The organism is Bradyrhizobium sp. S3.2.6, from assembly GCF_040546885.1.
GTDB classification, from domain to species: domain Bacteria; phylum Pseudomonadota; class Alphaproteobacteria; order Rhizobiales; family Xanthobacteraceae; genus Bradyrhizobium; species Bradyrhizobium cytisi.
The window spans coordinates 1-17573 of the sequence record NZ_JBEPOS010000022.1 but is presented as its reverse complement, the minus strand read 5'-3'; the positions used below and the strand labels follow the sequence as shown (position 1 = coordinate 17573).

The following is a 17573-nucleotide window of genomic DNA, read 5'->3' as shown; positions in this document are numbered from 1 at the left end:
TCGCCGCGACCCAAGACCGTGATGGTTTTAAGTCTCGCAGCGAGAGGGTTCATGACGCGTTGTCGTTTGGTATGGGTTGCGGGTTTGGCGCTGGCGATCACCGCATCGCTGGCCGCGCCAGGCCTTGCCCAGAAGGGCAATCTTGCGACGGAGAGTGCCAGGATCAACGATCTCACCAAGGCCGGCAGATATTCGGAAGCGCTTCCTTTGGCGCAGGCGATGGTCGCGAGCCTGGAGAAGAGCGACAGCGGTCGCGAACTTGCGGCCGCCTTGAACAATCTCGGTCAGGTCTATGCCGGTCAGGGCCGGGACGACCTCGCCGAGCCGCTCTACAAGCGTTCGATCGCATTGATGGAGAAGTCGCTCGGTCTGGACAACGGATTGGTCGCGGCTGAATTGACCAATCTCGCCGCGCTGTATCAGCGGCAGAGCCGCTTTGCAGAGGCCGAGCCGCTGTTCAAGCGCGCGCTGGCGGTCCGGGAGAAGGACCTGTCACGCGAGCATCCCGATGTCGGCCAGGCTCTCAACAATCTGGCCACGCTCTATGTCAGGCAGCAGCGCCAGGCCGAAGCCGAACCGCTGCTTCAGCGCGCGCTCGCGATCTACCAGAAGGCTGCCGGGCCCGAGCATCCTGCGGTCGCCACGGTCCTGAACAACATTGGCCAGGTCGATCGCGATCTCGGCCGCGACGCCGATGCCGAAGCGCCGATCAAGCGTTCGCTCGCGATCCGCGAAAAAGCGCTGGGACCGGATCATCCCGACGTCGCGCGCTCGCTCAACAATCTCGCCGGCCTCTACGAGCACGAGCAGCGCTATGCCGATGCCGAACCGCTGTATCGCCGCGCGCTCGCCATCCGCGAGCGTGCGCTTGGCCCGGATCATCCTGACGTCGCGACATCCACCAGCAATCTCGCTTATTTCCTCTTTGTGTCCGGGCGGACTGCGGACGCGTTGCCGCTCGCGGAAAAAACGCTTGCGAACAGCCGCGCGCAGCTGCGCGTGGTGCTGCCGGTCCTGTTTGCGGCGCGCCAGCAATCGCTGCTGCCGCAAGACAAGGCCCTGGACGAGGCGCTCGCCGCAATCCAGCGCGGCACGCAATCCTCCGCTGCATCGGCCGTGAGCAAGCTCGCGGTGCGGCTCGCCGCCGGCAGCGACCGGCTCGCCGAGCTGGTGCGCAAGGACCAGGATCTCGCAGCCGAATCCGAGGCGCTGGACAAGGCGATCATCGCGGCCGTGTCGAAGCCCTCCGCGCAGCGCGATGTTGCCCCCGAGCAGCGCGGTCGCGCGCGGATCGCAGCCATCACAGGCGAGCGCGCCGGCTTGCAGAAGACGCTCGCCATTGAATTCCCCGACTACGCCTCGCTATCCAACCCGCTGCCGCTGACGGTCAAGGACGTCCAGCCCCTGCTGTCGGCCGATGAGGCGATGGTGCTCTATTCCGCCGTCGACAACCGCAGCTACGTCATTGCCATCACGCGCGAGGGCGCCGACTGGAAGGAAATTCCGCTTGGCGCAGACGCGCTTGCGCAAAAGGTCACGTCTTTCCGCCGAGGTCTCGATGTCGGCAAGGCGCGCGATGGCTCCGGCAAATCAGGCTTGTTCGACCTCGCGCTCGCCAACGAACTCTATGTGACGCTGCTCGGCCCGGTCGAGGCGCTGACCAGGGACAAGCGCAGCCTGCTCACTGTGCCGTCGGGCGCGCTCACTGCGCTGCCGTTTCATCTGCTCGTCACGGAGCCGCCGCAAGCTGCGATCCCGGAGACGCTCGAAGGCTATCGCAGCGCCGCCTGGCTGCTGCGCCGTCAAGCTGTCTCGGTGCTGCCATCGGTGGCCAGCCTGAAATCGCTGCGCGCTTTTGCGCGCAAGGATCAGGCCGTCAAGCCGATGACCGGCTTTGGCGATCCCGTGTTCAATCCCGCCGAGGGTGGGCTCGGCGATCGTCGCGCTGCAAACGGCAAGGTTGCCGCGCGCAGCATCGTGACATCAGCCTATACCGATTTCTGGCGCGGCGCCGGTGTCGATCGCGCGCGGCTTGCGCAGGCGCTGCCGCAACTGCCCGATACTGCGGACGAGCTGAGTGCCGTGGCGAAAGATGTCGGTGCGACTGATGCCGACATTCATCTCGGCCGCGATGCCAGCGAAGCGACGCTCAAGCGTGCACCGCTTGCTCAATACAGCATCATTTACTTTGCGACCCACGGCCTCGTCGCCGGCGACATCAAGGGCGTGGGCGAGCCATCGCTTGCGCTCTCGATTCCCGACCAGCCCTCGGAGCTCGACGATGGTCTGCTCACGGCGAGCGAAGTTGCCCAGCTCAAGCTCAATGCCGATTGGGTCGTGCTATCGGCCTGCAACACGATCGCCGGCGACAAGCCGGGCGCCGAGGCCCTGTCGGGACTGGCGCGCGCCTTCTTCTATGCCGGCGCACGCGCGCTCCTGGTTTCGCACTGGGCAGTGGATTCGGAGGCTGCTACCCGCTTGACCATTTCGACCTTCGATCTGCTCAAGAACGAACCAAAAATCGGCAGAGCCGAAGCTCTGCGGCGCGCGATGTTAACGTACGTTGATGACGCCTCGTCGCCCCGCAATGCCTACCCCGCGATGTGGGGGCCGTTCGCGCTGATCGGCGAAGGTGCGGTACGATAGACCGGCGCAGGATTGTGCGTCGCAAAACATCCGACAACGCCGAAACAGGCATTTGGTTGCGCGATCATTTGCGATTCTTTGGCACGCCTGCTCAGGGCTGACATGCGCGACGTTTGGCGCGGTCCTTGAATAAACCAAATCCTGCGGGATCAGCTTGGCAACGTCGGCGTTCATCAGTATTACGTCGTCCAACCGAGGCCGGACGGCCTGTAATTCACGGTGACCGCGATGGCGCCAAGGTTAGGTCGGGCTATGTGTCGCGGGTTCTAGGAGGACTTTTTCGTGCAAGAGACGGGCGTGCGCAACGGTGCTTTTGGCGCCGACAAATTCGGCTTAAAGAATCTCAAGCAGGTTCACTGGAACCTGGGCGCACCACAGCTCTATCAATACTCGCTCTCAGCGGGCGAGGCGGTGCTGTCCGCGGATGGCGCACTCTGCGCCGACACCGGCGAGTTCACGGGCCGCAGCCCGAAGGACAAGTTCACGGTACGTGACGCCACCACCGACAAGAAAATGTGGTGGGCCGGCAACCAGTCGATCACCGCGGAGCAGTTCGAGACGCTGTATCAGGACTTCCTCAAGCACGCCGAAGGCAAGAGCCTGTTTGCGCAGGACCTCTATGGCGGCGCCGATCCGGCCTACCGGATCAAGACCCGCGTCTTCACCGAGCTCGCCTGGCACTCGCTGTTCATCCGCACGCTGCTGATCCGCCCCGAGGCGGTCGAGCTGTCGAGCTTCACGCCCGAGCTCACCATCATCGACATGCCGAGCTTCCGCGCCGATCCGAAGCGCCATGGCTGCAAGTCGGAGAACGTCGTCGCGATCGACTTTGCCCGCAAGATCGTGCTGATCGGCGGCTCCTACTATGCCGGCGAGATGAAGAAGTCGGTCTTCACCACGCTCAACTATTATCTGCCCGAGCGCGGCGTGATGCCGATGCACTGCTCGGCGAACGTCGGCGCCAACGGCGACACCGCGATCTTCTTCGGCCTGTCCGGCACCGGCAAGACCACGCTGTCGGCCGATCCGAACCGTACGCTGATCGGCGACGACGAGCACGGCTGGGGTCCGAATGGCGTCTTCAATTTCGAGGGCGGCTGCTACGCCAAGTGCATCAAGCTCTCGCAGGAAGCCGAGCCCGAGATCTACGCGGCGTCGACCCGCTTCGGTGCGGTGCTAGAGAACTGCGTGCTCGACGTGGACACCCGCGTCGTCGATTTCGACGACGGCTCCAAGACCGAGAACACCCGCTCGGCCTATCCGCTCGACTTCATCCCGAACGCCTCGCGCACCGGCCGTGCGCCGCAGCCGAAGAACGTGGTGATGCTCGCCGCTGACGCCTTCGGCGTGCTGCCGCCGATCGCCAAGCTGTCGCCGGCGCAGGCGATGTACCACTTCCTCTCCGGCTACACCGCCAAGGTCGCCGGTACCGAGCGCGGTCTGGGTAACGAACCTCAGCCGGAATTTTCGACCTGCTTCGGCTCGCCCTTCCTGCCGCTCGACCCCAGCGTCTATGGCAACATGCTGCGTGACCTGATTGCCCAGCACAATGTCGACTGCTGGCTGGTCAACACCGGCTGGACCGGCGGCAAGTACGGCACGGGCTCGCGCATGCCGATCAAGGTGACGCGCGCGTTGCTCACGGCCGCGCTCGACGGCTCGCTTCGCAATGTCGAATTCCGTACCGACAAATATTTCGGCTTCGCGGTCCCGACCGCGCTGCCGGGCGTGCCGAGCGAGATCCTCAACCCGGTCAACACCTGGAAGGACAAGGACGAGTTCGACAAGACTGCGCGTGCGCTGGTCGGCATGTTCCAGAAGAACTTTGCCAAGTTCGAGGCCCAGGTCGACGCCGAAGTGCGCGCGGCCGCTCCGGACGTAAAGCTCGCGGCGGAGTAATCTCGCATCGATTGAAACGCAAAAGGGTGGCCGTGAGGCCGCCTTTTTTCGCGAGATATTTCCACCGTCATTGCGAGCGCAGCGAAGCAATCCAGGATCCCTCCGCGGAGACAGTCTGGATTGCTTCGCTGCGCTCGCAATGACGAGTTTGTGGAAGCGCCTACGCCTTGAAATACGCAATTTGCGTCGTGGTCGCCAGCAGCCTGCCGTTCGGCGACCACAGCTCGGCGTTCTGGTCGGCGTAGCTCTTGTGCATGATCTTCGAGTCGGCGGTCGCAAGCACACGTGTGATGCCCTCGGCCGCGAGCTCTTCGCTGTCAGTGTGGAAATAGGTCGTCAGCGACACCGTGCCGAACGGCACGAGCTCGCGCCTTGCGTGGAAGATGCGGCCGAAGAAGGCATCCGACATCGACATCAGCGACAGCATGTCGAGCCTGCGCGGCTCGCGATCGCTGATCCAGATTTTCGAATAGGTGCTGGCGAGCTCCACCTGCGGCGGTCCGATCCGCATCTCGCCCTCGACGAAGCGGAATTCGTACTGGTTGGCCCAGGACGCCGAGATTGTTGGAAACGGCAATGTCTGCTCGAATGGCTTTGCGTCCGGGTACTGTGCCACCTTGTGCTCCCAGGACGGCCGGCGCTCGGCGAACACTGCCGTGGCAAGCGTTGCGACCTCGCCGCCGCCCTGCGACAGTTCGACGCTCCAGTGTTGGCTGGAGCGGTTGGCCTTCACCAGCCGGATGTCGAGATCGAACGGGCCCTTGGCGATCGGCGCGCAGTAATTGACGGTCAGCGCCAGCGGATCGCCGGCGGCTTGCGGATGCTCGATCAGCGCACGCAGGATCGTCGCGGCGGTGGCGCCGCCGAACGGTCCGACGAAGGCCCAGTAGTCGTCACTGGTGTGCCCCTGCCAGCTCGAGTCCCCGGCAGTGATGCGGGTGGCGTCGTCGAAGGGATGCGGGAGCTTGGCGTGCATTGTCATGTCCGGGGTTCAATGACGGACGTCATATCACGTCCGTGGCCGGCTTGTGCAATTACCTCTGGGGTAGCCGATTTCACGGTGCAGACAAATCAGCTCGCCGTATCACGCAATTCCTCTGCCGTCTGAAACGGCGGCGTGACCGGATTGACCGGCACGTTCCAGATTTCCTCGGCATATTCGCGGATGGTGCGGTCGGAGGAGAACCACGCCATGCGCGCGACGTTGAGGATAGAAGCACGGGTCCAGGCCGGCGCCACCAGCCAGCGCGCGTCGACGCTGCGCTGCGCCTCGTAATAGGAATCGAAATCGGCGCTGACCATGTAGTGGTCGAGATAGCGCAGCGCATGCGCGATGGATTCGAAACGGCCGGGATCGCCGGGCGAGAACTCGCCGGTGCCGATCGCGTTGATGGCGCGCTGGAGCTTTGGCGAATTCCGGATCACGTCGGAGGCGTCCAGCCCCTGCTTGCGCTTGATCATCACATCGCCGGCCTCCATGCCGAAGATCGCGATGTTCTCCACGCCGACCTGGTCGCGGATCTCGATATTGGCGCCGTCGAGCGTGCCGATGGTGATGGCGCCGTTGAGTGCCAACTTCATGTTGCCGGTGCCGGAGGCCTCCATGCCGGCGGTCGAGATCTGCTCGGACAGGTCGGCCGCGGGAATGATCACTTCGGCAAGGCTGACATTGTAGTCGGGCAGGAAGACGACCTTCAGCTTGCCGCCGATCGCGGGATCGTTGTTGACGATTTCGGCGACGTCGTTGATCAGCTTGATGATCAGCTTGGCGTAGCGGTAGCTCGCCGCTGCCTTGCCGGCAAAGATCTTCACTCGCGGCACCCAATTGCCGTTGGGATCGTCCTTGATCGACTGATATAGCGCGACCGTCTCGATGACGTTGAGCAGCTGGCGCTTGTATTCGTGAATGCGCTTGATCTGCACGTCGAACAGCGCGTTCGGGTCGACCTTGATGCCGAGCCGCTCGCCGATCAAGCGCGCCAGTGCCGTCTTGTTGTGAAGCTTGACGGCGCGGAATTTCCGCTGGAATTCGACATCGCTGGCGCGCGCCTCGATCAGCGAGAGCTGGGTCGGATCGTCGAGCACGGCCTCGCCGCAGGTCTCGCGCAGGAGATCGGTCAGCTTGGGGTTGGCCAGCATCAGCCAGCGACGGAAGGTGATGCCGTTGGTCTTGTTGGTGATGCGGCCGGGATAGAGATGGTTGAGATCGTGGAACACGGTCTCGCGCATCAGGTCCGAATGCATCGCCGAGACGCCGTTGATGCGGTGCGAGCCGACGAAGGCGAGCTGGCCCATGCGCACGCGGCGGCCGCTCTTCTCGTCGATCAGCGAGACCGAGGCGCGGAAGTCGATGTCGCCGGGGGCGCGCGCTTCGGCCAGCGCCAGATGCTGCACGTTGATGCGGTAGATGATCTCGAGATGGCGCGGCAGCAGCTTCTCGAACAGCTCGACCGGCCAGGTCTCCAGCGCTTCCGGCAGCAGCGTGTGGTTGGTATACGACAGCGTTGCGACAGTGATCTTCCAGGCCTCGTCCCAGCGGAAATTGTGGAGGTCGACGAGGATGCGCATCAGCTCGGTGACGGCGAGGCTCGGATGGGTGTCGTTGAGCTGCACCGCGACCTTGGACGACAGGCTGCGCAGCTGGCCGTCGGATGCGAGATGCCGCTTGATGAGGTCCTGCAGCGAGGCCGAGACGAAGAAATATTCCTGGCGCAGGCGCAGCTCGCGGCCCGCCGGGCTCTCGTCGTTCGGATAGAGGAATTTGCAGATCGCTTCCGCGCGCGACTGCTCGGCGCTGGCGCTGACATAGTCGCCCTTGTTGAAGGCGTCGAGCTTGAGCGGATCGGGCGAGCGTGCCGACCACAGCCGCAGTGCATTGACGTGCTGACCGCGCCAGCCGACGATCGGGGTGTCATAGGCGATCGCCTGCACGGTCTCGCCCGAATGCCAGATCGCGCGGTCGCGGCCCTTGTCGTCGACATGCTCGACGCCGCCGCCGAAATTGATGTCGTAGATCACTTCCGGCCGCTGCAGTTCCCAAGGGTTGCCGAAGCCGAGCCATTCGTCCGGATATTCCTGCTGCCAGCCCTGATTGATGATCTGGCGGAACAGGCCGTAATCGTAGCGGATGCCGTAGCCGATCGCGGGGATCGACAGCGTCGCCATGCTCTCCATGAAGCAGGCCGCGAGGCGCCCGAGGCCGCCATTGCCGAGCGCCGCATCCGGCTCGCATTTGCGCAGCTCAGGCAACGACACGCCGAGATCGCCGAGCGCGACCTCGAAGATCTTGAGCAGCCCCATATTGTTGAGCGCATCGGTGAAGAGGCGGCCGATCAGGAATTCGAGCGAGAGATAATAGACGCGCTTGCGGCCCGCGTCGTAGCTGCGCTTCTCGGCCGAGAGCCAGCGATGCACGATGCGGTCGCGCAGTGCGAGCGCTGCGGCCTGGTACCAGTCATGCCTGGTCGCCATGCCCGCATCCTTGCCGATGGCAAGGCGGAGCTTCGCCAGGATCGCGCCCTTGATCTCCGATAACGCGAGTTCGTCGATGGGCTGACCGGGGGCGGCGAAATTTGGCTGGAACGATTGATCTTGCAAGGCCGTCACTTCCTGGTCGCGAGAACACCACTGAACCCTACGCGTCTTGCCCCTGCACCGGAACCATCTCTGGCGCGGCCGTGCACTGCGCTGGCGCAAAATTATGCAAGGAACGGGCCGCTTTGGGAACCCGGAGCAGCACGGAGGAACGCCGATTTGGTGCTACATTGACCACAGATTCAGCCATCAGTGTGGAGGAGACGCCCCATGAGACTGCTGATCGAAATCGCCGCTGCAGCGCTTCTTGTCATCTGCATCGCCACTTCGAGCGCTGCCTTCGCCGCCGGCAAGCGCAGCGCCGACGGTCTCAGCTGCGGCTTTGCCGTTCCGCAAAATGCAACTCCCGCCGCGCGTTGCGCCGCCATCAAGCACCAATGCGGTGGGAAGTTTTATGCGAGTGCGTGCGGGGATCGGTTGATGTCGGCGGCGAATTGAGGACGGCTTGTGCAACGAAAACGATGTCGTCCCGGCGAAGGCCGGGACCCATAACCACAGCTGTCAGAGAAGGCGCGAGAGATCGCGCCAATCCGGATTATCCCGCTCAATCAAGCGAATCTTCCAGTCACGCTGCCATTCCTTCAGCGCTTTCTCGCGTGCGATCGCTTCGGACGGCGATGCATACGGCTCGACGTAGACCAGCCGTGTCACGCCATACTTCTTCACGAACTTCGAGCCACGTCCCGAACGATGTAATGCAAGTCGGTTGCTGATGTTGTTGCAGACGCCGATGTACAGCGTGCCGTAGCGCCGGCTCGCGAGAATGTAGACGTAGTATGCGGCCGGTGCATTCATTGCTGGGCACCCATTTCTGAAAACGTCTGGCAGTCGTGGTTATGGGTCCCGGCCTTCGCCGGGACGACGTTGCTCCGCCCTCATTGTTCATCAGAACAAATTAAGAACACTTTAGCAAGTCTTTGATATATCATTGTGATTCGGCGCATTGCCGACACAACATCTAGGGTCTGACAGCCGTCGCGAGGACTACATGTCCACCATTGCCTTCGATCAATTTGCCCTCACCCGGATCGCCGATTTCGCGCGGTCGCTGTCGCGGCTGCACCAGGCGGCGCGGCGCTATGCCGTCGACGACGACCGGTTCGACCGCGAGTTCAACGCGGTGTGCCAGTCGATCTGGGGCTACACCATCGACGACATCAGCGACGATCTGTTCGCGCCCGAGGATCATCATTTCCTCGACACGCTGGACGAATCGCATGCGCGCATCTTCGCGGCCGAGCAGGGCTACGACCTCGTCAGCGAGACGGGTATGTTGACCGACTGGTGGGGCTTTTGCTGGATGATCCTGGCCGAGAAGCGCGGCCTGATGACGGCCGAAAACCGTGCTGCCGCGCGCGCGGCGATCGAGGAGAAATATCTGGCGGCGCCGAATGTGATCGGGGTGATCATCGGGAGATAGCGCAGCAATGACGGCTTGGTTTGAAGCCGGGCTCTAATCCAATCCCGCCCGCTTCGCCGATTTCGCTGGCGTTTTCGGCACCGTCACATCCGGCAGCGTCTCGCGCACGATCTCGGCTGCCGGCGCATCTGCCGCCACCGTCTCAGCGCGAACCGGCGCCACCTTCATCTCGCCGAGCCGGGCGCGGACCTGCGCGGTGAGGCCGGGATAGGAGGCGACGGGGGTGAACTCGGCGGTCTGTTCCATGCCGAGGCGGACGCCGGTATAGGCGACCAGGCCGTCGCTCGTGGCGATGACGTCACCGGCTTTCAGTGACGAGTCCAGCGTCAGGTCGACCGGAGCGAGCCCCGCTGGCTCGCGGCCATTGCAGGTGCAGTCCGCGCGCAACGCCTTGCGGTAGGCGAACGCGTTCTCGCTGTCGGCGTAGCGCTCGCCGGCCTGCGAATAGGCGCCGTCGATCGAGGAGCCGAAGAAGATCTTTGTGGTGCTGGCAGGACAGAAAGCCTGACACATCTGTGCCGGCGAGGCGAGGCCGCGCATCAGCGGAAAATATTTGCCGTCGCAGCTGCGCACGCAGAAGGCCGGGCCGGAGCCCCCGGCCGCCGCCGAGCGGGTTGGCGGCACATATTGCGGCTGAACGGCGGGGTTCTGCTGACTAGCGAAGGGATCGACGTAGGAGTTCGCCTGCGGCACGTCGCGCTGCGGGCGCTGCTGGGCTCCGCCGAAGAAGAAGTCGAACAGGCCTTCGGCCGAAACCGGGGCCGGAGCTGCAAGCAGCGGTGCTGCAACGGTGGCGGCCACTAGCATCGCGCGACGCCGCCGGCGCGCATGGGACAATTCTGTACGCAACGCTTACTCCACCCGACGCTACCGAACCGGCCGGGACCTCTCGGGTCTCAGCACATGATTCACCATAAAGCGGGATGGTAAATGAGCGGTTGAGGGGGCCGTGGCCTCTCGTCAAGCCTTCAAAAATTCCGACGCTGTGTACAGCGAGCGGAACGGCAGGCCGGCCGCACCAAATGTGTCGGTGGCGCCTTCCTCGCGGTCAACCATGGTCAGAACCAGCACCACTTCGGCGCCGGTCTCGCGCACGGATTCCACAGCCTTCATCGCCGAGCCGCCGGTCGTCGTGACGTCCTCGACGATCACGACGCGCTTGCCGTCGAGCGTCTCGCCCTTCGGCAGGCCTTCGATCGCGAGCTTGGCGCCATGCTCCTTCGGCTTCTTGCGCACGAAGAAGGCCGCGATCGGATGGCCCTTGATCCAGGAGATCTGCGCCAGCGCCCCGGCCAGCGGCACCGCGCCCATCTCGAGCCCGCCGATGAAATCGAGCTGGTCGTCCTTCAGCGTCTCATAGGTGAGCTCGGCGAGCAGCGTCGCGCCCTCGGGGTCGAGCATGGTCGGCTTGAGGTTGAAATAGAAATCGCTCTTGCGGCCCGACGCGAGCGTCACCTCGCCCCGGCCGAAGGAGCGGCGGCGAATGATTTCGAACAGGCGGGCGCGGGAGGCTGATTTCGACACGGCGGTCCCTCGGAAGCGTTTTGAGAGTGGCGGAATCTATCCGCGACGGCTGCGACATTCCAGAGGGAGCGTCCCCAGTCAACAGGGATCGGCCATCCCGGTCCGCCGGTTGTGGAGGTGCAACTTTCTGGAGTAGGTGGATGCTCGAGACCTCGGGCAAGAAGCTGGGCCAAGGAAACAGGCAAATGACCATCGAGCTGCACACCTGGAACACGCCGAACGGCCGAAAAATCTCGGTCGCGCTGGAGGAAATGGGCCTGCACTACAAAGTGATCCCGGTGAACATCACCAAGGGCGAGCAGATGGCGCCGGGGTTCCTCAAGCTCTCGCCGAACAACAAGATTCCTGCGATCCGCGACCCCGAGGGCCCCGAGGGCAAGCCCGTCAGCATCTTCGAGTCCGGCGCGATCCTGCTCTATCTCGGCGAGAAGACCGGCAAATTCCTGCCGAAATCGCTCGCAGGCCGCATCCCCGTCTACGAATGGCTGATGTGGCAGATGGGCGGTTTCGGGCCGATGCCGGGTCAGGTGCACCATTTCATCGCGCTCGAGAACGAGCAGGACCGCGCCTACGGGTTGAAGCGCTTCATGGCCGAGACCCGCCGGCTCTACGGCGTGCTGGACCGCCGCCTCGACGGCCACGATTTCGTCGCCGGCGATCTCTCGGTCGCCGATTTCGCCATTTTGGGCTGGGCCTGGCGGCATCCGCGCCACAAGGTCGAGCTCGCCGACTTCCCCAACGTCAAGCGCTGGTACGACGCCTTAATGGCGCGCCCGGCGGTGAAGCGGGGCATGGACGCGAAGCTGGATTGAGGTGGAGGCTGTCGTCACCCGCGAAGGCGGGTGACCCAGTATTCCAGAGACGGTTGAGTTAGAGCCGAGAAGCCGCGGCGTACTGGATGCCCCGCCTTCGCGGAGCATGACAGCGTTGCGCTCACACCTTCCGTGCCTCGACCGCCATCCTGACCGCAAGCCCGGCGAGCACCGTGCCCATCAGCCAACGCTGCACCAGCATCCAGCTTGGCCGGTTCGCCAGGAATAGCGCGATCGATCCGGCCGCAAGCGCAATGATCGCATTGACGCTGACGCTGAGCGCGATCTGGATCGCGCCCAGCACCACAGACTGCGTCAGCACGCTGCCGGCCGCGGGATCGATGAACTGCGGCAGCAGCGCCAGATACAGCATCGCGATCTTCGGATTGAGCAAATTGGTGACGAGCCCCATCGCAAATAATTTGCGCGGGCTGTCGATTGCGAGCTTCTTCACCTGGAACGGCGAGCGCCCGCCCGGCTTCACGGCCTGCCAGGCGAGCCACAACATGTAGCCGGCGCCGGCGAAGCGCAGCGCGTCATAGGCGAAGGGAATCGCGAGCAGCAGCGCTGTGATGCCGAACGCCGCGCACAGCATGTAGAACACGAAGCCGAGCGCGACGCCGCCGAGCGAGACGATGCCGGCCGCCGGCCCCTGCGTGATCGAGCGCGAGATCAGATAGATCATGTTCGGTCCGGGCGTAAGCACGAGACCGAGGCAGACGAGGGCGAAGCCGAGCAGGGCGGAGGTGTGGGGCATGAGTGAACCGATGCAGGGGATGCACCGGTTCTAATATGCGAAGCGCGGCGGAGCCATCGCGCAATTGTACGGAGGACAATTGAGTGGAAGCGTCTCGCCTCAGCGTCGTCCCGGCCTTCGCCGGAAGACATGGTGCTTGTGGCGCAAACGGGGCGAGGTAAGAAAAGATCAGTGCGCCTCGTCCCAGTTCGTGGCCGCGCGCGCGTCGACATGCAGCGGCACCGACAGCAGCACGGCCGGGAACGGCGCGTCCTGCATCACGTGCTGCACGACCGGCAGCGTCGCCTCGACTTCGGCGTCCGGCACCTCGAAGATCAGCTCGTCGTGCACCTGCAAGAGCATCTGCGCCGAGAGCTTCTTCTCGGCTAGTGCGTCCTCCACGCGCGTCATGGCGCGGCGGATGATGTCGGCGGCGGTGCCCTGAAGCCGCGCGTTGATCGCGGCACGTTCGTTGAAGGCGCGCACCGAGGCGTTGGAGGCCTTGATGTCGGGGTAATGGCACTTGCGGCCGAATAGCGTGGTGACGTAGCCGTGGCTCCGGCAGAAATCGCGCGTCTCGTCCATATAGGCGCGGATGCCTGGGAAGCGCTCGAAGTACTTCTTGATGTAGGCTGAGGCTTCCTCGCGCGCGATGCCGAGCTGGTTGGCGAGGCCGAACGCCGAGATACCGTAGATGATGCCGAAATTGATCGCCTTGGCGCGGCGGCGGATCTCGCTTGGCATGCCCTTGATCGGCACCCCGAACATTTCCGACGCGGTCATCGCGTGAATGTCGAGCCCGTCGCGGAACGCCTGCTTGAGCACGGGAATATCGGCGATCTCCGCCAGCAGCCGCAGCTCGATCTGCGAATAGTCGGCGGAGACCAGCTTGTGCCCGGGTGTCGCGATGAAGGCGCGGCGAATCTTGCGGCCGTCCTCGGTACGGACAGGGATGTTCTGCAGGTTCGGCTCGTTCGAGGACAGCCGGCCCGTCGTGGTCGCGGCCAGCGCGTAGGTCGTGTGCACGCGATGGGTCTGCGGATTGACATAGGTCGGCAGTGCGTCGGTGTAGGTCGATTTCAGTTTCGAGACCTGGCGCCACTCCAGAATCTTCTTCGGAAAATCGTGGCCCTGCTCGGCGAGCTCATCCAGCACCTGCGCGGTGGTCGACCACGCGCCCGTCTTGGTCTTGGTGCCGCCCGGTAGTCCCATCTTGCCGAACAGGATGTCGCCGATCTGCTTGGGGCTGCCGACATTGACCGGCTCGCCCGCGATCTCCTGGATTTCGGCCTCGACGCGCGCGGCGGTCTGGGCGAATTCGCCGGACAGACGCGACAGCACCTGGCGGTCGATCGAGATGCCGCGCCGCTCCATGCGTGCGAGCACGGAGACCAGCGGCCGCTCCAGCGTCTCGTAGACCGTGGTCATGTGCTCGGCGACGAGGCGCGGCTTCAGCACGCGCCAGACGCGCAACGTCATGTCGGCATCTTCCGCAGACAGCGGCGCGGCCTTGTCGATCGGCACCTGGTCGAAGGTGATCTTGCCCTTGCCGCTGCCGAGCAGCTCGCTCTCTTTCAGCATGGCGAGGCCGAACCAGCGCTCGGACAGCTGCTCCAGCGCATGCGAGCCGCGACCGGCATCGAGCACGTAGGAGATCAGTTGGGCATCGTCGATGTTACGCAGCGTGATGCCGTGCTGCGCCAGCATGACGGCAGTGAATTTGACGTCGAAGCCGATCTTGAGAATGCCTGATGATTCCAGCACCGGCCGCAGCGCCTGGATGGCATCGACATGCTTGACTTGATCCGGCGCGAGGCCGGCGTCGAACAGGCCGGCGCCGCCGCCGGATTGCTTGTGCGCGAGCGGCACGTAGCAGGCATCGTTCGGCCCCAGCGCGAGCGCGATGCCGCAGAGATCGGCCTGCATCGGATCGATCGAATTTCCTCGGATCTCGATCGCGACATAGCCGGTATCATGGATGCGCGCGATGAAGGCGTTCAATTCCGCGAGCGTCTTGATGGCCTGGTACTTGCTGCGGTCGACCGGAAGCTTGCGCAAAGCCTCTTCGCGCGCGACTGCGAGAGAAACCGGCGCGCCCTTCGGGCTCGCGGCCTTGTCCTCCTTGGTGGCCGATGCGCTGCGCTGGCCCGACGGAACCTGCGCCGGCGTGCCGGCTCCTGGTGCCGGTACGACGTCCGAAGGCGGCAGCGGCGAGAAAACGCTGGCGCCGCTGGCATAGCCGGGATCGGGATCGACGTTGGCCGGATCAATCTGCGAATACTCGGCGACGCGACGCGTCAGCGTGGAGAACTCCATCGCCTTCAGGAAGGCAACCAGCTTGCGCGCGTCGGGCTCGTGAACGGCGAGATCGTCCAGCGGCACCTCCAGCTCGACCCTGTCGTCGAGCAGCACGAGCTGCCGCGAGACCCGCGCCTTCTCCGCATTCTCGATCAGCGCCTCGCGCCGCTTCGGCTGCTTGATCTCGGTAGCGCGGAACAGGAGTTGCTCGAGATCGCCGTATTCCACAATCAGCTGCGCCGCCGTCTTGATGCCGATGCCGGGGACTCCAGGCACGTTGTCGGTGGAATCGCCGGCCAGCGCCTGCACTTCGACCACCTTCTCCGGCGGCACGCCGAATTTCTCGATCACCTCGGGAATGCCGATGCGGCGATCCTTCATGGTGTCGTACATCGTGACGCAGTCGGTCACGAGCTGCATCAGGTCCTTGTCGGAGGACACGATGGTCGCAGTTGCGCCGCGCTCGCATGCCTCTCGCACATAGGTCGCGATCAGGTCGTCGGCCTCGAAGCCGCTCTGTTCCAGGCAGGGCAGGTCGAAAGCGCGCACGGCCTCACGGATCAGCGCGAATTGCGGGATCAGATCGTCCGGCGCCGGCGGCCGGTGCGCCTTGTATTCGGGATAGATCTTGTTGCGGAAGGTGACTTCCGACTTGTCGAAGATGATCGCAAGATGCGTCGGCCGGTTGTCCTCGGGCATCTCGCGGAGCAGCTTCCACAGCATATTGCAGAAGCCGAGAACGGCATTGACCTGCAAGCCGTCGGACTTGCGGTTGAGCGGCGGCAGCGCGTGATAAGCGCGAAAGATGTAGGAGGAACCGTCCACCAGGAAGACGTGGTCGCCCTTTCCTGCCGCCTTCGCCGCGACCGGTTTGGCAGCAGCTGTCGTAGCAGCGGGTTGGGTGTCAGCTTTGGCGGAGGTCTTCGGGGAGGTTTTTGGCATGGCCGCAATGTATGAATTTTTACGGACTTTGACAGCCTTGGGTGGGGGATTTTTGGGCCGTTGGCGCCAATATCCCCCACCGTCATTCTCCACATCCTCACTGTCATTCCCCGCGAAGGCGGGGAATCCAGTACGTGGTGGCCTGTCGGTATACGACTGCTGTCTCTGGAATACTGGATGCCCCGCCTTCGCGGGGCATGACAGTTACTCCGCCGCCTGCAACACCGGTCCCGCCTTCTTCGGCACGATCCAGAACGCATCGGGCCGCTCGAACAGGAAATCGGCGTGCAGCCGCAACGCAACTTGCCAGATCGCGAGCGACCCCAGGACGCCGACGATGGTGACGATCAGCGACACCGTGCCGATGCTGGAGATGATTCCGGTGTGCAGGAGTAACGTGCGCGTCGCCGCCATCGGCAGGAAGAAGGCGAGATAGATCACGATCGAATGCTCGCCGCAGAAGCGCAAGAAGTTGCACCAATGCGCGCGCGCCAGCAGCGTGCCGATCGTAATGACGGCACATGCGCCGGCGAAGCCGAGCATGAGTGACGCGATCTTCCATTCGCTGGCGCCGAGCGCGACGAGGCCGGTATTGACCAGTGCCCAGGTCGCGAGCGCTGCCAGCGCCAGCGCGGGGTGGCTGCGCGCGCGGTCCGACAGCGCGAACACGTAAGGCGCGAACAGATACCCCGAATAGAAATAGATGAAGCGCGCACAGAACTCGTCGATCGCAGTCCAGCCGGTTGTGATGCGCGCCGTCTCCAGCGCGGCGGCAACAAGCCAGATCGCGAGCGGCGGGATTGGTCGTGTCAGTTTTGTGACGACGAAGAAGATCGGCAGCAGGTAGATGAACCAGAGCGTGCCGAACGGTTCGATGAAGGATTCGACATAGAGCAGGCCAGCGTCGCGCCAGCTGGTTTCGGCCGCAAAAGCAGGGGCCTTGAAGCCGAACTGGATTGTCACCCAGACGACATAGAAATAGGCGAAATGCACCACCTTGCGGTCGAGATAGGTCCGCCAGTCCCGATCGATCACCCGCGGCAGGAACAGGCCCGAAATCAGGAAGAAGTCCGGCATCCGGAACGGCTTTGCGAAGGCCACCAGGACATGCATGAAACCGGTCTCGCCGGCGGCGAGCTCGACCCCCAGCACCGAATGCATCATCACGACCATGACGATGCAAATGCCCTTGGCATAGTCGACCCAGTCGACACGCGCGACAGCCGGGCCCGTGGTGCCCTCGCTCGCGTCGATTGTGCCTGCTGGTGCCATGGTGTCCCGTTTCGAGCCGTGCTTTGCCCGATCCTGTGTGGGCGTGGGGCAGTGTGGGGCCTGGTGGTTTCCGACTTCTTTACCGCTACAAATCGCGTGCCGGTTTCTAAGCGCAGGCTCTTCCTTCCCGACGGGAAAATGCTAAACCGCCCCCGGATTGGGGTTTCGTTAACCAAGCTGGAACAGGGATTCTCATGCGCATCGCGATGATCGGCACGGGTTATGTCGGACTGGTGTCCGGAGCCTGCTTTGCGGATTTCGGTCACGACGTCACCTGCGTCGACAAGGACGAGAAGAAGGTCGCTAGCCTTCATCGCGGCGAGATCCCGATCTACGAGCCGGGCCTCGACGAGCTGGTCGCGACCAACGTGAAGGCCAAGCGGCTCGACTTCACCACCGACCTGTCGAAGCCGGTTGCGGATGCCGATGC

The 17573-nt window shown here is 63.9% G+C and carries 14 protein-coding genes; 6 read left to right on the top strand and 8 right to left on the bottom strand.

The window, feature by feature from the left end; translation table 11 throughout:
* The first annotated feature begins 51 nt into the window (after positions 1 to 51).
* Together ABID58_RS29360 and ABID58_RS29355 are read left to right on the top strand one after the other, a co-directional pair.
* Positions 52 to 2646, top strand: coding sequence for a CHAT domain-containing protein (locus tag ABID58_RS29360; RefSeq protein ID WP_354036319.1), 2595 nt, complete (start codon positions 52 to 54; stop codon positions 2644 to 2646).
* Positions 2647 to 2928: 282 nt separating this feature from the next.
* The gene (locus ABID58_RS29355) at positions 2929 to 4545 is read left to right on the top strand and encodes a phosphoenolpyruvate carboxykinase (RefSeq protein WP_354036318.1); all 1617 of its coding nucleotides are present in this window, start codon (positions 2929 to 2931) and stop codon (positions 4543 to 4545) included.
* Between the two features lie 160 nt (positions 4546 to 4705).
* Here ABID58_RS29355 and ABID58_RS29350 read toward each other — a convergent pair whose 3' ends face one another.
* Positions 4706 to 5521: an acyl-CoA thioesterase gene (locus ABID58_RS29350; RefSeq protein ID WP_148751619.1), complete on the bottom strand. Its 816-nt coding sequence runs from the start codon at positions 5519 to 5521 to the stop codon at positions 4706 to 4708.
* A 95-nt stretch (positions 5522 to 5616) separates the two neighbouring features.
* On the bottom strand, positions 5617 to 8142 hold the full coding sequence (locus ABID58_RS29345; protein ID WP_354036316.1) for a glycogen/starch/alpha-glucan phosphorylase: 2526 nt from the start codon (positions 8140 to 8142) through the stop codon (positions 5617 to 5619).
* Positions 8143 to 8349: 207 nt separating this feature from the next.
* On the opposite strand from ABID58_RS29345, the gene ABID58_RS29340 reads away from it, so the two are divergent.
* Positions 8350 to 8577: a hypothetical protein gene (locus tag ABID58_RS29340; protein WP_354036314.1), complete on the top strand. Its 228-nt coding sequence runs from the start codon at positions 8350 to 8352 to the stop codon at positions 8575 to 8577.
* Positions 8578 to 8640: 63 nt separating this feature from the next.
* On the opposite strand, the gene ABID58_RS29335 is transcribed toward ABID58_RS29340, so the two are convergent.
* The gene (locus ABID58_RS29335) at positions 8641 to 8934 is read right to left on the bottom strand and encodes a GIY-YIG nuclease family protein (protein ID WP_354036312.1); all 294 of its coding nucleotides are present in this window, start codon (positions 8932 to 8934) and stop codon (positions 8641 to 8643) included.
* Between the two features lie 193 nt (positions 8935 to 9127).
* On the opposite strand from ABID58_RS29335, the gene ABID58_RS29330 reads away from it, so the two are divergent.
* On the top strand, positions 9128 to 9559 hold the full coding sequence (locus ABID58_RS29330; RefSeq protein ID WP_354036310.1) for a hypothetical protein: 432 nt from the start codon (positions 9128 to 9130) through the stop codon (positions 9557 to 9559).
* 33 nt (positions 9560 to 9592) lie between these two features.
* On the opposite strand, the gene ABID58_RS29325 is transcribed toward ABID58_RS29330, so the two are convergent.
* Positions 9593 to 10366, bottom strand: coding sequence for a DUF2865 domain-containing protein (locus ABID58_RS29325; RefSeq protein WP_354036309.1), 774 nt, complete (start codon positions 10364 to 10366; stop codon positions 9593 to 9595).
* Between the two features lie 153 nt (positions 10367 to 10519).
* Positions 10520 to 11083 carry an orotate phosphoribosyltransferase gene (gene pyrE, locus ABID58_RS29320; protein WP_148751624.1) on the bottom strand — a complete coding sequence of 188 codons (564 nt, stop codon included), beginning with the start codon at positions 11081 to 11083 and terminating at the stop codon, positions 10520 to 10522.
* Positions 11084 to 11268: 185 nt separating this feature from the next.
* On the opposite strand from pyrE, the gene ABID58_RS29315 reads away from it, so the two are divergent.
* Positions 11269 to 11895, top strand: coding sequence for a glutathione S-transferase family protein (locus ABID58_RS29315; RefSeq protein ID WP_354036427.1), 627 nt, complete (start codon positions 11269 to 11271; stop codon positions 11893 to 11895).
* 121 nt (positions 11896 to 12016) lie between these two features.
* Here ABID58_RS29315 and ABID58_RS29310 read toward each other — a convergent pair whose 3' ends face one another.
* The 3 genes from ABID58_RS29310 to ABID58_RS29300 all read right to left on the bottom strand — a co-directional run bounded on the left by ABID58_RS29310 (position 12017) and on the right by ABID58_RS29300 (position 17143).
* Positions 12017 to 12652 (bottom strand): LysE family translocator, encoded by a 636-nt coding sequence (locus ABID58_RS29310; RefSeq protein WP_148751625.1) that lies wholly within the window; start codon positions 12650 to 12652, stop codon positions 12017 to 12019.
* A gap of 168 nt (positions 12653 to 12820) precedes the next feature.
* On the bottom strand, positions 12821 to 15871 hold the full coding sequence (gene polA / locus ABID58_RS29305) for a DNA polymerase I (RefSeq protein ID WP_354036307.1): 3051 nt from the start codon (positions 15869 to 15871) through the stop codon (positions 12821 to 12823).
* Positions 15872 to 16075: 204 nt separating this feature from the next.
* Positions 16076 to 17143, bottom strand: coding sequence for an acyltransferase family protein (locus tag ABID58_RS29300; protein ID WP_354036305.1), 1068 nt, complete (start codon positions 17141 to 17143; stop codon positions 16076 to 16078).
* A 194-nt stretch (positions 17144 to 17337) separates the two neighbouring features.
* Between ABID58_RS29300 and ABID58_RS29295 the strand changes: the two genes are divergently transcribed.
* The coding region (locus ABID58_RS29295) for a 2-dehydropantoate 2-reductase N-terminal domain-containing protein (RefSeq protein ID WP_354036303.1) at positions 17338 to 17573 on the top strand (236 nt) is incomplete at its 3' end.